This window comes from Pantoea sp. B623 (assembly GCF_024814475.1).
GTDB lineage: Bacteria > Pseudomonadota > Gammaproteobacteria > Enterobacterales > Enterobacteriaceae > Pantoea > Pantoea ananatis.
In genome coordinates this window covers 792,742-813,281 of the sequence record NZ_JANUXM010000004.1, presented here as the reverse complement: position 1 = coordinate 813,281, position 20,540 = coordinate 792,742, and the positions used below count along the sequence as shown (strand labels likewise).

The following is a 20,540-nucleotide window of genomic DNA, read 5'->3' as shown; positions in this document are numbered from 1 at the left end:
CTGAGTTAATAGTCTATGAAATTTCGCCATCTGGAAATCTTTTACGCCGTGATGACATGCGGATCGCTTTCACGTGCGGCAGAAGCATTGAACATCTCTCAGCCGGCTGCCAGCAAGTCGCTGAAAAGTGCGGAACAGGTGCTCGGCTTCAAGCTTTTTCAGCGGGTGCGCGGCAAGCTATTACCCAGCAGCGAAGCGCTCGCACTTTTCGAAAAAGCCCAGAGTATCTATCAGGATTTAGATAACCTGCGTTTATTGGCTGATAACCTGGCCCGCGATCCTCGTGCGAAATTCACCTTGGGCTGTTTACCCTGCTTGGGTTTAAGCCTGGTACCGGAACTCGCCTCTGATTTCTACCAACAGAACAGCAATCTGGTAATGACATTAACTACCGAACATACTGAGACACTGGTCAAAAAACTGGACCTGCGTGAAATCGATCTTGCCCTAACTCTACAGCCTGTTCAGCAGGGTGAAATCATGGCCACGCTGATAGCCGAAGTACCACTAGTTTATGTTGACAAAGATTATCGGCAGGGTGCAGTCGAGATTGAAAACATCGATCAGCAGCGCTGGATTTCTCCGGGTCCCGACACACTTTCTACCTTCATCGCCACTCGCCGTGATTTTTCCACGACACGGTTGAATGTGGAAACCTGCTACATGGCGACAGAGTTTGTCAAACGTGGAGTAGGATGCAGTATCACCGACATTTTCACCGCCCGCCATAATCTGACCCCGGAGATGATCCATCCGATTTCACCGCCAATGAAAATTGACCTCTACCTGCTGCGCCGCGCTGATGTCTCTCTCAGCCCTGTCACGCATAAATTTGTCGATTACCTTTGCATACAGTTACGTAATCAGCTCAGAGTGATTAACCAAGAGTTATACCCTGATAAAAAAAAATCAATTGTTTAGCTTGGCTAAATGTTTTGATATACGCCGCATAAAATATCGGTCACAGGTGTATCAGGTTATGGAACAAGACATCCTGATTATCGGTGGTAATGTGACTGGCCTGAACATTGCAGGGGTACAATATATTTATGCCGGAATTGCATCTTCAGCCAGTACTGGTGACCTGTGTTCTTCAAAAGGCAAACAGTTAAGTTAACAATACGCAGTACTGCTTGCCGAAAGGGACATATTAGTGCAGGGACGGAAGATGCAAAGCTGGCGGGAAGAGAATAAATATCCAGGTCGATCTGATAAATCTGTTAATCCCCATCCTAAATGGGATTTAAATAAAATAGCAGTTATTTTTAATGCTAAAGAGCAGCAGGTACTGCTCATCAGCGAAAATTTGAATCTTTCAACTGATGTGATGCAGTGCATTCAGGCCAGCACAGCGACAGAGCTATTGGCGTTAAAATCAGCCAGATGATCATTAGCGATGATGAGTAGAGCGCGGAAACGGGAGGCGTTTGCCTCCCGTTGCTAGCGAACAGAGTAGCGGTAGACCCTTTTCTGTGTTAAAGGATTACAGGCTGTAAAAATCCTTGGCCTGGTCAGGCGCAAACGAGGCCGGATAAGTGTACTGTGATTTCTTATATATTTAATATCAATTTTGAAATGTGTTTTTAAATTTTGCTAAAATATCCGTATATATAATGTGTATATAAATTTAGCTGAGTAATTAGTGTTAAATAGCGATGCTGTACATGTAGTTAGATCTGCAAAATGTAGAAAACCGAATTGCAACTGGCAACCTGCGTTGATACGCTTTTAACGCGAGTTGTAGTCCCAAAGCGCCGAGAGGGGCGCAGGGGGGAAGTTAAACATGCCCTAACTAAATACGGCGCTATCACCGAAGGCGCAGACCGTTACCGAAAGGGACGGGAAAAAACGGTATATCCCGGTCGCGACCGTTTCGAGACCTAAAACCAAAGAAGCGGCATGGGCACTGCCAGGTGCCCCTATGTATGCTGCATATACATGAATTTCTAGCAGGGAGTGCGTTAGCATGGTCCTACGAATCGTCTATCTGACATCAATTACACCAGATATCCCCATTGAGCCCGGTAGTGAGATTTCCCCGTCTTCACGCATTCTTCGAATTAAATATTTTGGCTCCGTTGACAATAAGTATTTATATGCTGCGTTAGTCCAATGCGCCGATCGCTCTTGCTGTTACAATTGGAACATTCCTGAGAGTAAGGTCGTTGCGGAAAAGAAGATATTGTTCAGTAAATTGTCTTCTCCTCCATTGAACCATTCCGGTACGGATTTGCGTGATGTTGCTAACCGAAGTCTGTTGAGGAAACTCAAAAAGGATCGTCGTAAAGAGAATAACAGGTCATTGACCGAAGGAAACTGGACCCAGTTCGTCCGCCGTAAAGAAGCCGTTCGCTTTGCATCCTCCAGTGTGTAATTCTTTAACTTTCTCATGTTGGTCGTGAATTTTTCGAGTATCTGTAGAAAAATAAGCTACGTCGCAAAAATATAAAGTTACCACCCCTGAAAAATCTTCGTTCAATCATACCAATTACTCTGTGAGGTGACAGAAATATTACACTTCATAGTAGACGCACATTGAATTGATGGATTTACTAATTGCTTAAAGAATAGGTAAACGTTCTATTTACCTAAAAGACTGAGGATAAATATGAATATAAATGAAGTAATCAACCATATTAAAGAAAAGATTATCTTTGAAGATCTCGAACTAAGTGAGTGGGGACATGAATTGTCAGACATTAAAGATGACACCCCTCTATTGACTGAAGAAGGTTTGGCTTTAGATTCTGTCGATGTTCTGGACATTTTTGTTGGCATCCAAAAAGAATACAGTATTGATCTTGGGGAAATCACCCATGAATTGATGGAAAAACACTGTCAATCTCCGTTGACTCTGGCTGAATTAGTTTTTGATAAATGTGCTGCTCGATGAGAGTAATTCTACAGAAAATTATTCAAGTTAGTTGAAAATGAATACTATTCCACGCCCTAAGCGCCATGTGGGCTGATTGTTTAAACCGCAGATAGTGCCCGATAACATGAAAACACTGATTTTAAATAATTATCAATCAGCAATCGTTGATTGCTTAAAAGATAATCTCACTGAAAACGGCCTCGATTTGTTTTCATTGAATGATAGTGATGATGTGAAGGAAGACCTGATAAAGAAACTGGAAACACATAGCCTCGTATATGAAAACATCATTGTTGATTTAAGGTTTAATGAAGAGGAATGGCTAAGGTCCATTTTTAATGGTGATGCCAGCCATAACAGTAATGAATTCTTCTCAGGAAAATTAGTTGATAATATAAACTATTTAATGCGAGTTTTGAAGCAGATAGTATTGACTAACATGAAATTAGATAGCTCCAGGTTTTTCTTTTTATTAAAAGATGATTCGTTTGGTTATCTGGATACTAATGATAGCTCACCCACATACAATCAATCCGTAATATCAATGTCTAAATCCCTGGCAAAAGAATATTCGCGGTACAATATGGTTTTCAACTCGCTAGTTATTCAGCCTGAATTAAAGGAGCTAAGTCTCAACAGGCAGGGTAAGGATCTTTTAAAAAACTATGCGTTGAAATATAAGTCAAATTGCTATTCAGATGTTTCTAAATTCATTTTATCGATGATTGAAAATAACTTCCCAATTAATGGGGCGACTATACGGTTAGGAAATGGAGTGGTTGACTATGTCTAAGAAGGTCGTCCTCATTACTGGAGGAGGAAGAGGTATCGGACGAGAGATTTGCAGAGATCTCGCCTCAGAAAATACCCACATAGCATTAACGTATACACGCGATGCCCAAAGCGCAGAACAGGTCAGGCAGATGCTGGAAGACAGCAATGTAACTTGTTCCGTTCATAAGTTAGATGTCCAGGACTTTCACATGTGTCAGTCAGTCGTCGAAGCAGTTGAACGTGAGTACGGGACGATTAATATTCTGGTTAATAATGCCGGAGTAACGCTGAGTAAACAATTCGTCAATTGCGACGAAGCAGAGAACAAAGCTGTGTTATCGACCAACCTTCAAGGCGTGATGAACATGACGCTGGCGGCGGTACCTTCTTTGAAAAAGTCGACCAGTAATGATGAACCCGGACGAATTGTTAACATATCATCTAACACCTCTTTATGTGGGAATGCAGGCCAGGTCGCCTATAGCGTGACAAAAGCAGGAGTGAATGGATTTACTCGCTTATGTGCAAGAACGCTCGGCAGTTACAATATATTTGTGAATGCCGTTGCACCAGGCTACATCGAGACTGATATGACTCAGAATCTTCCTGAAAACACCTATTCCCATGTTCTACAGGTATCAGCATTAAAGCGAACAGGCTCTGTAAAAGACGTGAGTTCAATCGTTCAATTATTGTGCAGCGATATCTGTCATTACATGACTGGTCAGGTACTCCATATAGATGGTGGGAAGTTTTGTTAGAGTTAATAAGGCGAGATAATGAAATATTCAATTGTAGTTTCAGGTATGGGGATCTATACCCCACCTGTTAATGATTTAGACGAGTTAACTCGTTTTTGCTCTGATCATCATCGGTTAATTAACAACTCTGAATACAATGAATTGGGAATTAAGAATGCTACGGTGTCCGTCTTTGATAAAAAAAGCACGGAATCTTTCGGAAAGCAAGGCTGGGTGAATAATGCCTCCATTTTTGCGCTGAGAGCCACGGAAGCCGCTATCAAAAACTCAGGAATCACCCTGGCTGAATACGATATGCGTCGCGTCTCTGTCGTTTTAGGCAGCTATAATTCCGGCACTGATAGCTACTCAAAAATGTTCAATAAAGTGCTAAACAATGAGCAGGACTGCGTATCGTATAGCGAACTGATGTCTTCAATGTTATCGCATTGTGGCAACGCGATTGCTGCTCGTTACAATATACAAGGGAAGAAAATTGTTATCTCTTCCGCCTGCTCGTCGAGCCTAACGGCAATAGGGATAGCGACAGATCTCCTTCATACCGATAAAGCGGATTTGGTGATCTGTGGTGGTTCTGACTGTATCGATCTTCCCGTCGTAGCTGGTTTCAACAGCCTGAGTGCGTTGAATGAAGGCCGATGTGCGCCATTTTCTGAACCTAAAGGAATTAATTTAGGTGAAGGCGCGGGCATACTTATACTCACCAAAAGCAAAGATAGCGTTAATAATAAGTGGTTAGTCACTGGTTACGGGGCTTCCAGCGATGCGTATCACGAAACATCTCCAGAGCCGAATGGAGCGGGTGCTGCACAGGCCATCGATGCTGCATTAATGGATGCAGGCCTGAGCAGAAATGACGTCGATTTGATTTCAGCACATGCTACCGGTACCGGCGCAAATGATATTCCTGAGTCAAAAGCTTACGAGAAACTATTTGGTCTTGATGTGCCAGTCAGTGTCATGAAGCCATTTTACGGCCACACGTTAGGCGCTTCTGGCATCATAGAGTTGATCAGTGTTTTGTCCCTGCTGGATAGGGGCATCACGCCAGAAAATAACAACCTGAGAGAACTGCGGGCAGGGTGCAGTCCCATAAACCTCAACTACAGGGATTACCCGGCCGAAAAAGTCCGTACCGTCCTGGCAAACAGTTTTGGATTTGGTGGCAGTAACAGTTCCGTTATTGTGACTAAACGAGCGAATGAACGGCCGGTCAAATATACCCGGTCAGCCATACCTATTGTGAAAGCAAGTGCGAATGACGGGATGGTAAAAACGATTATTGGTGCCAAAACTGGAGTTGTGAGAGAAGAGTGTCAACTTCATCTGCAAAATAAGAGGTTTAAACGCGACTCACCAGAAATTAAATACTGTATCGAGTCAGTAGGTGATGTGGTGAAGGGTTTTGAGCAGGTCTTAAACAGTAATGCCCGTGCAGGGGTCATTACTGGCAACTCACTGCGCCCACAACGCTGTCTGGAAAGTTACCTTACGTCGATTTATGATGGTGATCCCAGGTATGCAAGTGCGCGTCACTTTCCGGGACATATTGTGAGCGCAACCTGTGGTCAGGTCTCTATTGCACACAAGTTAATTGGTCATTCAACAGTAGTGTGTAGCCCGACAGCGGCGTTCGAATATACTGTGGATCTTCTTAGAAAGGGTACGCAGGACTTTATGATTGCCTGTTCAAGTGACGATGTGACACCGGTTCAGGAAGATCTTGTCGATCACGTTTTTGCCGGAGCAGACTATGTAATGTCTAAAGGAAGTGCGGCCCTTCTCCTTTCTGGCAGGCAGCAACTTTCCAGCAGTGATTACGCGCCCGCAGCATGGATTCGCAGCATGCTTCATTCATCATGGAACGGGCTAGTGCTTAGGAATGATAAACGGTTCCATCGCCTGCTGGAGCGGCTTATCCTCGAGTCCCTTGAAGAAGCCTGTATAAGTTTTAATGAAATAGATCATTGCCTCGTATCAAATGCGTTGATGGACAGTAGCATTGTCGATGGGGTCAAACAGGTATTGAGCCAATACCACCCTCATCTTGCTGTGGAAAGTAATAAAGATAATAGACTCTCATCCGGCTTTATGACGCATATTGTTGACGCAACTGAGATGATTTCGACAGGCGCCAAGTGTCACGTAATGGTAATAGCGATTGATTTGTCCTCTAATGTGGGTGCATGCATAATCTCAAGCCATGACAATCAGACGAAATAGCGTTTAATAAAGAAAAGGGGAGGCAGTGCGTATATTTCGTTCCATTGAGAAAAGTGAAGCGTTCCGTCGCCTTTTCATTAACATTCTGTTTCTTAGCAAATATCAAATGTCCTTGAGAGGAAGTGTATTATGAGCCACAAAAATACGCATGGGGCTGTTATTGACACAGCCTCAAATGGAATATTCTCAATGTTATTTCACAGCGACTGTGTTTTTTTTGAGGGGCATTTTCCTAATAATCCTATAGTTCCGGGCGTACTATTATTAGATACTATCTATGACCATCTGCTAAAAACAGGCGTGGATGATATTTCCGCAATTGATAATGCACGATTTTACAAGACGGTCCTGCCAAACGAAAAAGTTATTGTGAAAGTCAACGACCGTGTGGATAAGGTTGTTTGCACTGTCAAAAACGATGCAGGTAAAATACTTAAAGTCAGTTACATTAAAGCGCAATGATATGATCGATTATTCAACTCAATCAGATATTACGGCATTAGGCGATGCGGCGCCTCATCTCGATATGAATGACAGCTCACTGCTAAGTATTGCCAGAAGTTGTCGTAATCTTATCGAGCATCAAAGCGGTGTTAATGCTTACAAGATCCCTCTGTCCCGGCATAAAGACTTCGAACTGCGCACTGTCAAAGAAGTTTTGCAGGAAGCGACGAGACGTGGGCTGGATTTAACAACAGAGAATCTTTTTGAAAAGAAAATCATTGGCAATTGCCAAACGATTTCACTGTTATGTCTTGGTATCCTGCGTGAGTTGTCGATTCCGGCGCGATATCGATTCTGCCTGTGTGAATATTTTGAACCCAACTCCTATGCGGAACACATCGTCCTTGAGTACTGGTGCTCTTCAAATCAAAAATGGCAAATTCTGGATCCAACGATTACGCTCGAGATTATTGAAAAAAACCAGACTCAATCCTTTATCGATTTCGAGTTTGATAATATTCCGAGAATCAAATCCAACCTCTTTACTGATCTATGGAAAAAATATCGGCGCGGTGATTTAAATCTTGAGGCCATTCATCATCATTCGTACAGAAAGATCCTTGGCCTTGAGCGATTCGTATGGAGGACGCTACAGGACGTGCTGGCTTTACATAAGGTGGAGCTATTTTACTGGGACTACTTTGATTTCAAGCAGTATGTGAAAGACCCCCAACGAGTAGATGAAATCGTTGAAAATATTGATGAAAGTAGAAAAGAGATGAAAAGTATTAATCCTGACTTCTCAGGATTCATTAACTTCCATCCTTACCAAAGAGATTATAAGCCATGCCAGAGTTTGTGAAAGGGGCTCATGCTCAACCTTTTTCTTTTATTTCTACCGTTGAGGGTATGTCTGAGTATGAAATGACGGCTCGGGCGGATTTTAATGCAGAGAAGACCTATAAGCACTATTGTCAAAATTCATGGCCACTTATTGTCGAATCATTAGCTCAGGCAGCGGGTATCCACATAAAAAATAAACTGGATCCTGATTATAGTGGCTATTTAGTTGGTTTAGATAACCTGAATATTCAGTATGCCAGTGATATCAGATCCAGCTATATCTTAGTAACAAAGTTGCTCAGTCGTCTTGATTCAAAATACCTGTACCACTGCGAAGCATTCACCAGTACCAATCATTCGCTCCTTTCATGTCACATTTTACTTGCGAACTCAGATTGAAACTGAGTCTGTGAGCAGATATATCATTAGTCTGCATATCCTCAATGGATAGCTATTAAATGAAATACAAGTTTCAAAGTCGGTAATACTTTACCATATATGGTTTATCTGCATTTTTCTTAATAGATAAATGCGTTAAGGCTAAGTTGAACATTCATTTGATGTAACGAGTCTGTCAGTTTTAATCGGTCGTCACTCATATGAAAGTTTGTAAAAGACAAATTTATATTTAACCGTTCAGGCGGCTAATGCGAATTAAAATTAATCGGTGGTTATAATGAGTTTTGTAAACGAAAACGGTCGTCAATCCGTTGTTTCTCGTAATGAAACATTATCTCAGATTGAAAAAATGCATTTCCACATCTCATCGGGTAAAGATATTTCTCTGGAAGAGATTGCACGCGCGGCGAGAGATCACCAACCTGTCACTCTCGATGATGAAGTTGTTAATAGAGTGACAAGGTCGCGCGACATCCTGGAGAGCATGGTGTCGGATGAAAGAGTCATTTACGGTGTGAATACGAGCATGGGGGGATTCGTTAACTATATCGTTCCTATTGCGAAAGCCAGTGAGCTACAGAACAACTTAATTAATGCTGTTGCAACCAATGTGGGAAGATATTTCGACGATACAACGGTTCGGGCGACCATGCTGGCGCGAATCGTCTCATTGTCACGTGGCAACTCGGCCATTTCGATCGTTAACTTCAAAAAACTAATCGAAATTTATAACCAGGGAATCGTTCCCTGCATCCCTGAAAAAGGTTCGCTTGGAACCAGTGGCGATTTGGGCCCACTGGCAGCCATTGCGCTGGTTTGCACTGGTCAATGGAAAGCACGCTACCAAGGCGAGCAGATGAGTGGGGCAATGGCGCTTGAAAAAGCGGGGATCTCACCAATGGAACTCAGCTTTAAAGAAGGACTGGCTCTGATCAATGGCACGTCAGCCATGGTGGGCTTAGGGGTTTTGCTCTATGACGAAGTAAGACAGTTATTCGACACTTACCTTACAGTAACCTCGTTGTCAATTGAAGGGCTGCACGGTAAAACTAAACCGTTTGAGCCGGCCGTACACCGCATGAAGCCGCATCAAGGGCAGCTGGAAGTGGCGACTACCATATGGGAAACACTGGCCGACTCTTCGCTGGCCGTGAACGAACATGAAGTCGAAAAGCTGATTGCTGAGGAAATGGATGGATTAGTCAAAGCGAGTAGCCATCAGATTGAGGACGCGTATTCAATCCGCTGTACACCTCAGATTCTTGGGCCCGTTGCGGATACTCTGAAGAATATTAAACAAACGTTGACTAACGAGTTGAATTCTTCCAATGACAATCCATTAATTGACCAGACCACTGAAGAGGTATTCCATAATGGACACTTCCATGGTCAATATGTCTCCATGGCTATGGATCACCTGAATATTGCGCTGGTGACGATGATGAACCTCGCCAACCGTCGAATTGACCGGTTTATGGATAAGTCCAACAGCAATGGTTTACCTCCATTTCTTTGTGCTGAAAATGCGGGGTTACGTTTGGGACTTATGGGAGGACAATTCATGACAGCATCGATTACCGCTGAATCCAGAGCTTCCTGTATGCCAATTTCAATTCAGTCGCTTAGCACCACCGGAGATTTTCAGGATATTGTCTCCTTCGGGCTTGTTGCCGCTCGCCGTGTTAAAGAACAGCTAAAGAATCTGAAATATGTTTTCTCATTCGAATTACTATGTGCCTGTCAGGCCGTCGACATTCGGGGAACGGCTGGCCTGTCGAAACGAACGCGTGCTCTTTATGACAAAACTCGCACGCTTGTACCTTATTTAGAAAAAGACGAAACCATCTCCGATTATATCGAGTCCATTGCACAAAACGTGTTAACCAGAAATCGCGATATTTAATGATGGGTGCGGGGACCAGTGCGACTTATCCCGGAGGGCTAAGTCGCGTCGCCGATATTGGTGAGGGTTCATAAAATGAATAATAATGGATAGTGGTATATGCAAAAATCTGAAATTGAAACAACGCTTAAAAATGAAATTAAATTACTAAATCATTACGATGATAGCGTAGAGATAGATGCAGAAGTTAAACTGAGAGAAATTCTTGATTCGGTAGATATCCTTCAGTTTGTTTACAAAATAAATAAATTTTACGGCCTGTCATTTGGCAGTAATATTGGCGATGAAAAGGTTTTGGACACGCTGAATGGAGTCGTCTCATGGGTGTACTCTGCAATCAATAAAAAGGCCCAGGATGACTAAAAGTAATCTATTGTCGATGATAAGGCGATTTCAGGATAATAATGATGTTGTCTATTATAACTATGAAAGGGAAATAACGTTTTCAGAACTGTATCTGGAGGTGGTAACGATAATAAATTATTTTGAATCGGCTAAAATAATTCAGGGCAAAAGAGTTGCCTCATTTTTGGATAAGTCATTTTCAGAATATGCCTTTTTCTTTGCGTGTTTATTGAAAGGCGTCACTTTTTGCCCGTTAGATAAAAACCTTCCAGACAGTCGGTTGGCGATGATTATCTCGGATCTTCAACCAGATATGGTGGTAGCGGAGGACAACTATATAGGTCAGGAGAGCGCTTTTAGACAAAAATTGTTAATTCCTCATGGGTGTGTGGTTTCTAATGGATCTGTCAGCGAATTAACCGACGTTGATTTCCACGGTGAAGAGAATGTGACGGAAATTGATAGCGATACCGTTGCTTACATCATCTTTACTTCCGGCTCAACTGGGAAGCCTAAAGGGGTGCAAATTACACATGAAAACCTGAATTTTTTCTTAGCGGCACTGTATCCCCGGTACGTCAGTGAACAATCAGAAAACTATTTGTCAATTGGTCCACTGTATTTCGACATGACGATACTTGACAGCATAGTGCCGGCTTTGTATGGGCACTCGGTATACTTGTACAAGGCGCCTTTCATACCGGCAATTTTTTCTGGCATCATTGAAAAATATCAGATTACCCGGTTGAGCTGTGTTCCTTCAGTGCTGGAAATATTGTTGCCACAGCTTCAAGAGGCGACAGGGTTTGATAAGCTTCATTCTCTGAATCTCATCCTGTTTGGTGCAGAAAAACCTCACGGGCAGTCCATAAAAACATTGCTGCAACACATCCCGGATCTTAAAGTTATTAACGCCTACGGCCCTACAGAAGGTACCATGTGCTGCTTTTCTTCAGAGATCACCTTGGATTCGTTAGCTGGCGATATCAGTATCGGCAAGCCATTTGATGGCACCAGATACTTGCTCAAAACCCGCTACGGTTTATCAAATGCCGGTGAAGGAAAACTATTGATATCTGGCAAGCAAGTCATGAAAGGTTATATTAATCCGCTAGAGGTTGATAACCCATTCGTACTTGTTGACGGTGAGCAATACTATTCTACCAATGATGTTGTCAAAGTTGATGATAAGGGCGTTTTTTACTTTCTTGGACGATCGGATGATGAGGTAAAACTCAATGGGTTCAGAGTCCATCTGCAGGATGTTGCAGAAAACATTAAGAAAGTATTGAATGTTGGAGAACTGTTTCTACATAAGTACACGAATAACAATAAAGATTATTTGGTTCTTTCGTACGAGAGTACGTTATTACTGAATCCGGAAGAATGTATTTCTTTGTTAGGAAAGCGGCTGCCGAAATACATGATCCCAAATGTCTTCGCCATTTTCGATTCACTCCCTAAACTGAGGAGCGCAAAGTTAGACAGGAGTAAGGTCAAAGATTCTGTCCACTCAGCGTTTGTCCGCTCCAAAGGATGTATAAACGATAAGAAAATCATCTCATTGCATATTAAATAAATCAACTTTCAATCGGCTCAGTGTTGTTTTGTCTTTCGGAAAGCATCCTTATTTCATGTCAGTACGTGACGCTGAGTGGCGGGTGTTTTCGCCTGAGTATCTGCTTCTTATCAGTTTCCTGCTTACGAAAATAAAACATTCAGGAGACGTAAAAGACTTTAATACATGACAAATGGTCAAAAAACACGGAGAGGTGAATCTGTGCAAGATAATGACTTGAAAAATGTGCTTCGCACGATAAGAGGGCGTTTTAGTCATAAAAACGCTATCGTGTTCAATGAGATGGTCTGTTCGTATCAGGAGTTAGAACGACGCATTGAAATCTGCAATCAGGCTATTTCATGCAGTGATACTGCAGTCATTATAAATGTTAAAGATAAACTTAAAGCCATCATACTGATGCTAGCCGCTATAGACTGTGGTGTAACATTTATACCGGTTGATGGCGATCGGCCTCGTTCGTTTTTGACTAAAATCGCGACGAAATTCCCTCTGATTCGGGTGATTAATGATGTGTGTTTTGATACTGGGCAGGTTGTCTCACACCCCCTGACGCATCATGGACATGCGCAGGTACTTCATCGTGCTCTTGAGCAAGGGGTGATGTCAGTCATGTACACATCAGGTTCTACGGGGGAACCTAAAGGCGTTCAGGTCAGAGCGAGTTCTGTGCTCAATTTACTTCATCGTCCTTCTTTCATTTCCTTGAGTGATGAAGACGTTGTGGCATCTTATTCATCACTCTCCTTTGATGCATCCACGTTCGAAATTTTTACCCCCTTGCTCTCTGGCGGCACCCTGGTGCTGCTGGATAAGATGGTGGTATTGGATGAGGCACGCCTTCTTCATGCCATTGATCGCTACGGAATAACCTGCATGTGGATGACGGCCGGTCTCTTCAGGAGCCATATGTTATCCGGAGATTGCCGCGCATTAGCACGTCTCAGACATTTGATCGTCGGTGGAGATAAAGTAAATTTTAACGCTGCGGTGTCCTTTTTGGAACGTTCGCCTAATACGCAGCTATACAACGGTTATGGGCCGACGGAAAACACCGTTTTCACTACCGTTGCTCTGTTAGACCTTCACAAACTGAAACGTGAGAAACGGGTCCCGACAGGAAAGCTGGTAAGAGGAAGTGAACACCTTCTTTTCGATGAACACACCGGTGAATACCATAAATTGGGTATTGGGAGGCTCCATGTAACGGGAAGAGGTCTCTCGCTGGGTTACCACGATAATCCTGTTGAAACCGACAAGGTGTTTATGATTATTGACGGCACCCGATATTACGATACCGGGGACATTGTCGAATGCACATCAGAGTGCGAATTTTATTTTTTGGGTCGGCAGGACCGTCAGGTTAAATTGAATGGGCATCGGGTTGAATTAGATGACATTGAAAAGACATTAGAAAACGATCGCTCTATTGTCAAAGCACTGTGTTTTATTTGGAATAGCCATCTTGTTTCTTTGATCGAAATACATGATGAAACGGCCGATCTCGATACGATTGCTACCCGGCTACGCGCTCAATTGAGTTCCTTTTCTTTTCCTGATTTTTTAATCGAAAACACGCAATGGCCGCTCACAAAGAATGGCAAACTCGATACAAAGTCACTGATTAATCAGACGATAAACTATCTTGAAATGCGTCAAAATGATTCCACCGAATGCTCGGTGAAGAGTGTTGCTGAACAGGTGCTGGATAAGCCGGTTGAAATGCTTGATGCTGGTTTATTTGAACTTGGGTTTGATTCAATATCTATGCTCACGTTTAGTTACGAATTGAATAAAAAATTTGATATTAAAATAAATCTTCTTGATCTTTATAGCGCTGGCACATTGCAAGGCGTGGATGATTTAGTCAACAACAAGGTCAATGCTTAGAATCTATTTTTACTTTTTCGCTACCGGAAAAGTATGTCGAATGAGTGAACGTTTTTTATAGGTATTGCTGCATTTTAATTTTTAATCAAAAAAGTCATCTCATGGATTATTCATTATCCAGTAAACGACTTTAGCTTACTATTTATCAACCTTGCAAATAACAGCCAGTACTGGGCTTTATATTAATGGAGCGACATTATGACTGAGTATAGTGAAAACGAATTAAAAAACATTGAAATTGTAAAATCATTGTATACGGATGTTTTTGATACGGGCAATTGCCCTGTCGTGAACAGTTATTACCATGAGGGTGCGAAGTGTCATTTAAAAGGTAAAACGCTGCACATTGAACAGATGAAAGGGGGAATGGGGGAGTTTGTTGCTAAACATGCGTCGATCTTAACTTCTGTCGAGTCGGTCTTTGCTGCCGGTGACCGCACCTATGCTCGCCTTAATCGCCGGGCTACGTTAAAAGGTGAAGAGCAAGCCCGTGATATTGAGATCATGGTAGAAAAACGATTTGTTGATGGGAAAGTCGCAGAACTGTGGTTCATGGTCGATGACGAAATGTACAGCGAAATCTGGCTAAAACAGCCGTCAGCATAACCCGATAACCCAGGCATAGAGTGTTCATTCTATGCCTATGACAACAGGTAATTTAAAATGGATATAGCGATTACTGGCTTCTCTTTTCTCTTGCCTAGCGCAAGTAATATGGAAGAGCTGGACGCGTTGCTGGAATCCGGTCAGGATGCGTTGTCCGACCCTCTCTCCTGTGTCACCCCTCGTGAAGGTTGGGTCAGCCGGGCGGGCTATGTGCAGGGAGCCGATCAGTTTGACTACGACCTGTTCGGGATGTCACTGCGGGACAGTTACATCATTGAACCTCAACAGCGTATGTTTATTCAATGTGCGTGGCGGGCATTGGAACATGCTGGTTATAACCCTACCCGCTGCGCATTGAACGCCGGTGTCTATTCCACATCTTCCGACAGCCATTACCCCTCTTTTCTTTCAGGCAGCCAGTTAGCATTGGATAAGTACGATCCTTTCGAGATCGAGATTGGCTCGAATAAGGAACAGCAGTCATTGCGATGCGCATACCTTTTTGATCTGAAAGGTCCGGCTGTAGGGGTACAGTCAGCATGCTCAAGCGGCTTACTCTCTGTCCACATGGCGATGCAAGGGATCGCAACCGGAGACTGTGATGTGGCGATCGCAGGCGGAGCCAGCCTCCCTTATCCTCTTCATTCCGGGTATCAGTTCCAGCCGGGGATGAATCTGTCGGAAAGCGGTGTTTTATCCTCTTATTCTCAGACGGCAGATGGCATGGTTCCCGGGTTTGGCTGTGTCGTATTTGTGCTGAAATCTCTGGATAAGGCTCGCAGCGACAAAGACAGGATATACGGTGTGCTTACCGCGAGCAGCATTAACAATGACGGAAGAGCCAAATCGAGTTATACCGCGCCTTCAACCAGTGGTATTGCCAGAAACATCCAAAACGTGCTCGCCAAATCGGCGCTAAGGGTGCAGGACATCAACTTTGTTGAAGGTCACGGGTCGGGCACCAGGATTGGGGATGTGCTCGAAGTCGCGGCACTGAGAAAAGTTTTCATGAGTGATGAGCCAGCTGAAAATAGCACGGCACTGTCATCAGTTAAAGCCAATATTGGCCATTTGGATGTCGTTGCCGGTCATGCTGGCCTGTTAAAGGCTGTACTGCAAGTGTGGAATAATAAGCTCTATCCAGCAGCCAATTTCTCATCGCTTAACCCGAATATATCCTTTGAGCGGACGCCTTTTTACATCCCTGAAAAAAGCCATCGAAAGGATAATTTAACAGGCCTGGTTAACTCTTTAGGGATCGGCGGAACCAACTGTGCGCTAGTCATTCGTGGGGAAGAGTGCACTTCATTGATGGTGGAAGAGAAGCCGCAGACAGTCGTCGTCATGATTGGCGCAAATACCAGTGGACGCCTGCAGCACTTGTTGTGCCAGCTCCGGGAGGAATTAAAAAACATCTCTCATTCGCTTAACGATGTGGCCTACACCCTGACAAGACGCTCTGTGGGGAAAAGCTGTATTACAACCTTTGCTGTTGCATCTCTGAGCGATCTTGAACAGCAAATTGCCGCTACATTGCGATCAAACGTTGTCGGTCAGCCCCTTGACGTTTGTCTGAAAGAGTATAAGGGGAAAGCGATCGCGCTTAATGTGAGCGAAATTGATGCCAGGCACGTCGTCACGCTCCAGTCCACCCCTCAACCGCAAACCCAGGTGGACGACGTTCCGCGGGAAGCCACCAGAGACAATGTGGTTAGCTGCGAAGAGGCACTGCGTGAGATTTGGCTGGATAATTTTATGCTGGAATCAATAAACAAAGAAGACAGCTTCGTTGACCTGGGGGGGCACTCTATCCTCGCGCTGTCATTGGTCACTGATATTAATACCACCCTCGGTCTGACTTTGACCATGGAATGGGTTGAGAAATACGATATTTTCAATGACCAACTGAAAGAACTGAATAGACTGGCCAGTACTAAAACAGCCTCTTCGCTGATAAAAACGCTGTGTGTTCCGCCGGGCGAGAAACGAGCAACGCTTATATTAATTCACGCATCGATTTCAGGCGTGGAGATGTACAAAAGTCTGTCCAAAAAAATTGCCGGTGACATCGAAGTGCTCGGAGTCGACTCTTATAATCTCTATAATGAAAAAAAAATTAGCTCAATAGATAAACTCGCTGAAAAGTATGCGTCTGATATTTTCGAAAGTGTGAAAGATAGCACTGCTCCAGTCTTTATTGGCGGCTGGTCACTCGGTGGGCTGCTGGCTATTAAAATAACGGAATTATTAAGAGGGAAGATAGAAATCAAAGGCAACGTATTGCTGGATTCTGTTCTGTACTCTCCGGATAGCTCAGTGCTCTTTACGGATGACTATCTCTCCTGTTTTATGGATCTCAGCTATTTTTCAAATTCGATTAGCGGAGATGAAAGAGCAAGGGATAATCTCAAATCATTATTTGATATTGAAAGAAATATGGTTAAGGCATTTGCGTATTCTGGGATCAGCGTGCCCCTGCTCAATGTCGTGGCGACCGCTTCTCTTGTAGAGGTAAAAAACAAGATGCTCGCCAGTGCATTTGAGTCGTTGAAAAAGGCCAACAATAACTGGCCAGTAAGCGATTTAATGATAGTCAGGAAAATCAACACTGACCATGTTGGATTAGTCACCGAATCAAATGTTGATGACGTTTTAGATTTCATTCTGGAGTTTTTAGAACAGCATGTATAAGCATATTATTTTATTTAAATTCCAGACGTCTGTTTCTAAAACAGAGGCTCTGGAACTGCTTCACCAGCTAGGTGAGTTGAAAGATAAAATCCCCGGCATCATAAAATATAGCTATGGAATAAATGATGGTGACAATGCATATCATTCAGGATTTGAGTATGCATTCGTTATGGAATTTAGCTCGAAAAAAGACAGAGATGCCTATCAAATTAACGATCACCATCAAACCTTTATTAACGAAAGACTTAACTCTGCCATTTTAGAGGCGATTGTCTTCGATATGGTGGTGGCCGAGGAAAAGAGATGAAAGAAAAGATCGCAATTACAGGAATGGCGGGACTGTTTCCAGAAGCCAGCGACTACCACGCGTTCTGGGACAATCTGTGCCAGGGACGGGTGTCCTATCAGTCATATATCGATCAGGAAGGATACGTCAGATCGAAGGGGCAGTGCCCGAATCCGGAAACATTTGATGCGCAGCGCTATCGTCTTTCTGAAAAGGAAGCGTTAGTTATGGATCCGCAGCTGAGAAAGTTTATCGAACTTGTCGACTCGGCCTTGCTTGATGGCGAATATCACGACCCAGGCGCACTCGGAACCGTTGCGGTGATAGCGACGCAGGGCAGCAATCATACCTATCATGATCAACTGCAAAATAGCGTCGCAGAAGGGCAGACTGAAGCGCCTAATGCGCTGCTGCTTAACCTCAATAAGGGTACCGATTTTATGGCTACCCGTGTCGCCCATATATTTAACTTTCAGGGCCCGTGTTTCAATCTGCAATCCGCCTGTTCTTCGTCAATGACCGCGATTGTTGAAGCTTGCTGGATGCTGCAAACAGAGCGTTGTGATGCCGTGATTTGTGGCGGAGTGCATATCTCCTATCCTTTGGAGGAAGGCTACAAGTACGAACCCGGGTCCATTTATTCTCAAACCGGCATGTGTCGGCCTTTTGACCATAGTGCAGATGGCACCGTTCCCTCGGATGGTGGGGGGGTCGTGATCCTCAGGCGACTTCAGGATGCCGAAAAGAGCGGGGACATTATCCATGCTGTGATTTCGAATGCATTGAGTAATAATGATGGAAGGAACAAGGCCAGTTATGCCGCCCCCTCGGTCAAGGGCCAGTCGCAATTGCTGTCTAAAATCTATCAAAATTCGGCCATTACTCCTCGCCAGCTGCAGTTTATAGAATGCCATGCAACAGGAACTGTCGTGGGTGATCCAATGGAAGTTCAGGCCCTTAGCCAGTTAATGGAAAGTTTCCCTGAGGAAAACACGCTATCCCCGGTGGTCGTGGGATCGGTCAAAGGTAACATTGGCCATCTTTTCTGGGCCTCGGGCATCGCTTCCCTGATTAAGTCTGTTCTGGCACTCAAGCAAGGCGTTTATCCTGGGACGTCCAACCTGTCTCAGCTCAATGAATTACTCCGCGAGTCGGAGAAGCAGAATTTATTGTTTACGGCGGACAATATTTCATTGGATCCTGATAAGCCCTCTCTGGCCGCTATAAGCTCGATGGGCGTGGGGGGGACCAATGCGCACATTGTGATTGAAAGCTACGGCAACGCAACTTCCCACATGCTGGATAAACCGAGCCATAAGGCGGCACAGGGCTGCGTGTATTCATTCTTCTCTCAGCCGGCCCCGGCAAAAGATGCCTGCGGTGAGAAACAGACCTCAAGGCACGATCCCGCTGGAGAACAGACGCCGTTTACGTTCTCCTCCCTGTTGCCCCAGGTCTTGTCTTTCTATCAGCGAGTGCTTGGGGAGGATGATATTTACCCAGACAGTGATTACTTCGATCTGTATGGCGACTCTGTGACGGCCGTTGAGCTACTTGCGTTATTCAAATCAGAACTCGGCATTGATGTCACGACAGAAACCCTCTACAAGCATTCGACGCCCGAGGCCCTCGCGAACGCGATTGCCATGGATCCATTGTTGTGCGCCAGTCCTAAGGAGGATCGCCAGCCGGTGATTGCTCCTCTTCACCCACAGGGTTTGTTGTCACCTTATCAACAACGTTTTTATTTGCTGGAAAAGCTTCAGCGAGGCAATAGTAGTCAATATAACGTTCCAATTTGTGTCGAGGTTACGAAGGCATTTCCGATTGAATCCTTCACGCAAACATTGGATGAAATTCTTGCGCAGCTCCCTCAGTTCATTCATCAGTACCATATTACCAAAGAGGGTATTGCACTGGCGGCCAAACGTGCACAGGTCATTGAAACGGCGCTGGTGGAAGTGTCTGAAGAAGCCTCTCTGGAAATGCGATTGCAGGCCGTGTATGAGCAACGGTTTGATCTCGATAAGGGGCCGCTTTGCCGGGTAACGACGCTTCGACATGGCGCCAGAACGCTGCTGGTGTTGAATTTTCATCACATTGCGATTGATGGGACGGGCTTGCACAATTTACTGGAAGTCTTGTCCGGTGAAGAAAACGCGCCCTTAGACAGAATCCGTATTCCTCAGCGCAGAGAGCCTGAAATTTCCAATGCCAGCCTGGCGTTTTGGCAAGACTCTCTGCGTAACGCTCCGCAAACGTCATTACCGGTCGACCCCGCTCGACCGATCATGGCGAAGGAATTGATCAACGGGTCGGTGGTCTCTTGCCTTTCACCGGAACAGGTTTCAGGAATACTGGATATTGCCAGGATCCATAAGAAACCCCTCTTTGTCGTGATCTATGCTCTGTTCAATACAACCTTATCAGAATTCCTGAATGCTACCGTTATCTGCACAGGAATGACGCTGGCCAATCGCTCGGAAGCGGACAGAGCAGTAATTGACTGTCGAATGAATAATATTCCAGTTGTCGTTAATTGTGAGTCGGCACAGTTCAAAGAAATCCTGAATGAGACTGACAGCGCACTCAAAAACAGCCTGCCTCATGCTCACGTGCCGCTGGAGAGAATTTCGTCCCAGACAGGGAAAAACGGCCAGGGGGTTTATGATATTCTTTTTATGTATCAGAACCAAAACAAAGGCAATATTTTAAAATATCGGCAGTTCACGCTTTCTGAATATCCAGTGCGCTACCAGCCAGTATATGGAAATTTGACGGTCAATCTCGTGCCTGAGCAAGAGAGGATCGCAATCGAGATGATCTTTAATCAAGCGAATTACCCGCGTGAAATGGTATCAAGCCTGATGTCTATGTTTGTATCTAATATAGACCGTGCCTTGTTTAATCGATGAAACCTA

General features: G+C 44.2%; 18 protein-coding genes. All 18 read left to right on the top strand.

Translation table 11 applies throughout. The features are described from left to right. Positions 1 to 15 precede the first annotated feature (15 nt). The 18 genes from NXS97_RS05695 (at position 16) to NXS97_RS05610 (ending at position 20,534) form a co-directional block, all read left to right on the top strand. Positions 16 to 921 carry a LysR family transcriptional regulator gene (locus tag NXS97_RS05695; protein ID WP_116219602.1) on the top strand — a complete coding sequence of 302 codons (906 nt, stop codon included), beginning with the start codon at positions 16 to 18 and terminating at the stop codon, positions 919 to 921. A 58-nt stretch (positions 922 to 979) separates the two neighbouring features. Further along, positions 980 to 1,117 carry a hypothetical protein gene (locus NXS97_RS05690; protein ID WP_158151111.1) on the top strand — a complete coding sequence of 46 codons (138 nt, stop codon included), beginning with the start codon at positions 980 to 982 and terminating at the stop codon, positions 1,115 to 1,117. 51 nt (positions 1,118 to 1,168) lie between these two features. Continuing rightward, positions 1,169 to 1,387: a hypothetical protein gene (locus NXS97_RS05685; protein WP_116219603.1), complete on the top strand. Its 219-nt coding sequence runs from the start codon at positions 1,169 to 1,171 to the stop codon at positions 1,385 to 1,387. Between the two features lie 1,221 nt (positions 1,388 to 2,608). Next, positions 2,609 to 2,893, top strand: a complete 285-nt coding sequence (locus NXS97_RS05680) for an acyl carrier protein (protein ID WP_116219604.1) — start codon at positions 2,609 to 2,611, stop codon at positions 2,891 to 2,893. Positions 2,894 to 2,999: 106 nt separating this feature from the next. Continuing rightward, positions 3,000 to 3,668, top strand: a complete 669-nt coding sequence (locus NXS97_RS05675) for a hypothetical protein (RefSeq protein WP_116219605.1) — start codon at positions 3,000 to 3,002, stop codon at positions 3,666 to 3,668. Then, positions 3,661 to 4,410 carry an SDR family oxidoreductase gene (locus NXS97_RS05670; protein WP_181901408.1) on the top strand — a complete coding sequence of 250 codons (750 nt, stop codon included), beginning with the start codon at positions 3,661 to 3,663 and terminating at the stop codon, positions 4,408 to 4,410. Before NXS97_RS05675 ends, NXS97_RS05670 begins: the two co-directional genes overlap by 8 nt. An 18-nt stretch (positions 4,411 to 4,428) precedes the next feature. After that, a complete protein-coding gene (locus tag NXS97_RS05665) occupies positions 4,429 to 6,633 on the top strand; it encodes a beta-ketoacyl-[acyl-carrier-protein] synthase family protein (RefSeq protein WP_158151118.1) in 2,205 nt (734 codons plus the stop codon). Positions 6,634 to 6,762: 129 nt separating this feature from the next. Then, positions 6,763 to 7,095: a hypothetical protein gene (locus NXS97_RS05660; RefSeq protein WP_116219608.1), complete on the top strand. Its 333-nt coding sequence runs from the start codon at positions 6,763 to 6,765 to the stop codon at positions 7,093 to 7,095. Between the two features lies 1 nt (position 7,096). Beyond that, the gene (locus tag NXS97_RS05655) at positions 7,097 to 7,939 is read left to right on the top strand and encodes a transglutaminase domain-containing protein (RefSeq protein ID WP_158151120.1); all 843 of its coding nucleotides are present in this window, start codon (positions 7,097 to 7,099) and stop codon (positions 7,937 to 7,939) included. Beyond that, entirely contained in the window at positions 7,924 to 8,319 is a 396-nt protein-coding gene (locus tag NXS97_RS05650) for a hypothetical protein (RefSeq protein ID WP_116219610.1), read from the top strand. Before NXS97_RS05655 ends, NXS97_RS05650 begins: the two co-directional genes overlap by 16 nt. A 277-nt stretch (positions 8,320 to 8,596) precedes the next feature. Continuing rightward, positions 8,597 to 10,222: a phenylalanine aminomutase (D-beta-phenylalanine forming) gene (locus tag NXS97_RS05645; RefSeq protein ID WP_116219611.1), complete on the top strand. Its 1,626-nt coding sequence runs from the start codon at positions 8,597 to 8,599 to the stop codon at positions 10,220 to 10,222. 99 nt (positions 10,223 to 10,321) lie between these two features. Beyond that, positions 10,322 to 10,585, top strand: coding sequence for a hypothetical protein (locus NXS97_RS05640; protein ID WP_116219612.1), 264 nt, complete (start codon positions 10,322 to 10,324; stop codon positions 10,583 to 10,585). After that, positions 10,578 to 12,146 (top strand): AMP-binding protein, encoded by a 1,569-nt coding sequence (locus tag NXS97_RS05635; protein WP_181901409.1) that lies wholly within the window; start codon positions 10,578 to 10,580, stop codon positions 12,144 to 12,146. Before NXS97_RS05640 ends, NXS97_RS05635 begins: the two co-directional genes overlap by 8 nt. 201 nt (positions 12,147 to 12,347) lie before the next feature. Beyond that, positions 12,348 to 14,036, top strand: a complete 1,689-nt coding sequence (locus tag NXS97_RS05630; protein ID WP_181901410.1) for a non-ribosomal peptide synthetase — start codon at positions 12,348 to 12,350, stop codon at positions 14,034 to 14,036. Between the two features lie 198 nt (positions 14,037 to 14,234). Continuing rightward, a complete protein-coding gene (locus NXS97_RS05625; RefSeq protein WP_116219615.1) occupies positions 14,235 to 14,642 on the top strand; it encodes an ester cyclase in 408 nt (135 codons plus the stop codon). A 57-nt stretch (positions 14,643 to 14,699) separates the two neighbouring features. Beyond that, positions 14,700 to 17,333 carry a beta-ketoacyl synthase N-terminal-like domain-containing protein gene (locus NXS97_RS05620; RefSeq protein WP_116219616.1) on the top strand — a complete coding sequence of 878 codons (2,634 nt, stop codon included), beginning with the start codon at positions 14,700 to 14,702 and terminating at the stop codon, positions 17,331 to 17,333. Further along, positions 17,326 to 17,640 (top strand): Dabb family protein, encoded by a 315-nt coding sequence (locus NXS97_RS05615; RefSeq protein WP_116219617.1) that lies wholly within the window; start codon positions 17,326 to 17,328, stop codon positions 17,638 to 17,640. Before NXS97_RS05620 ends, NXS97_RS05615 begins: the two co-directional genes overlap by 8 nt. Beyond that, entirely contained in the window at positions 17,637 to 20,534 is a 2,898-nt protein-coding gene (locus tag NXS97_RS05610) for a beta-ketoacyl synthase N-terminal-like domain-containing protein (protein WP_116219618.1), read from the top strand. The genes NXS97_RS05615 and NXS97_RS05610 overlap by 4 nt, the downstream gene beginning before the upstream one ends. Positions 20,535 to 20,540: the final 6 nt, after the last annotated feature.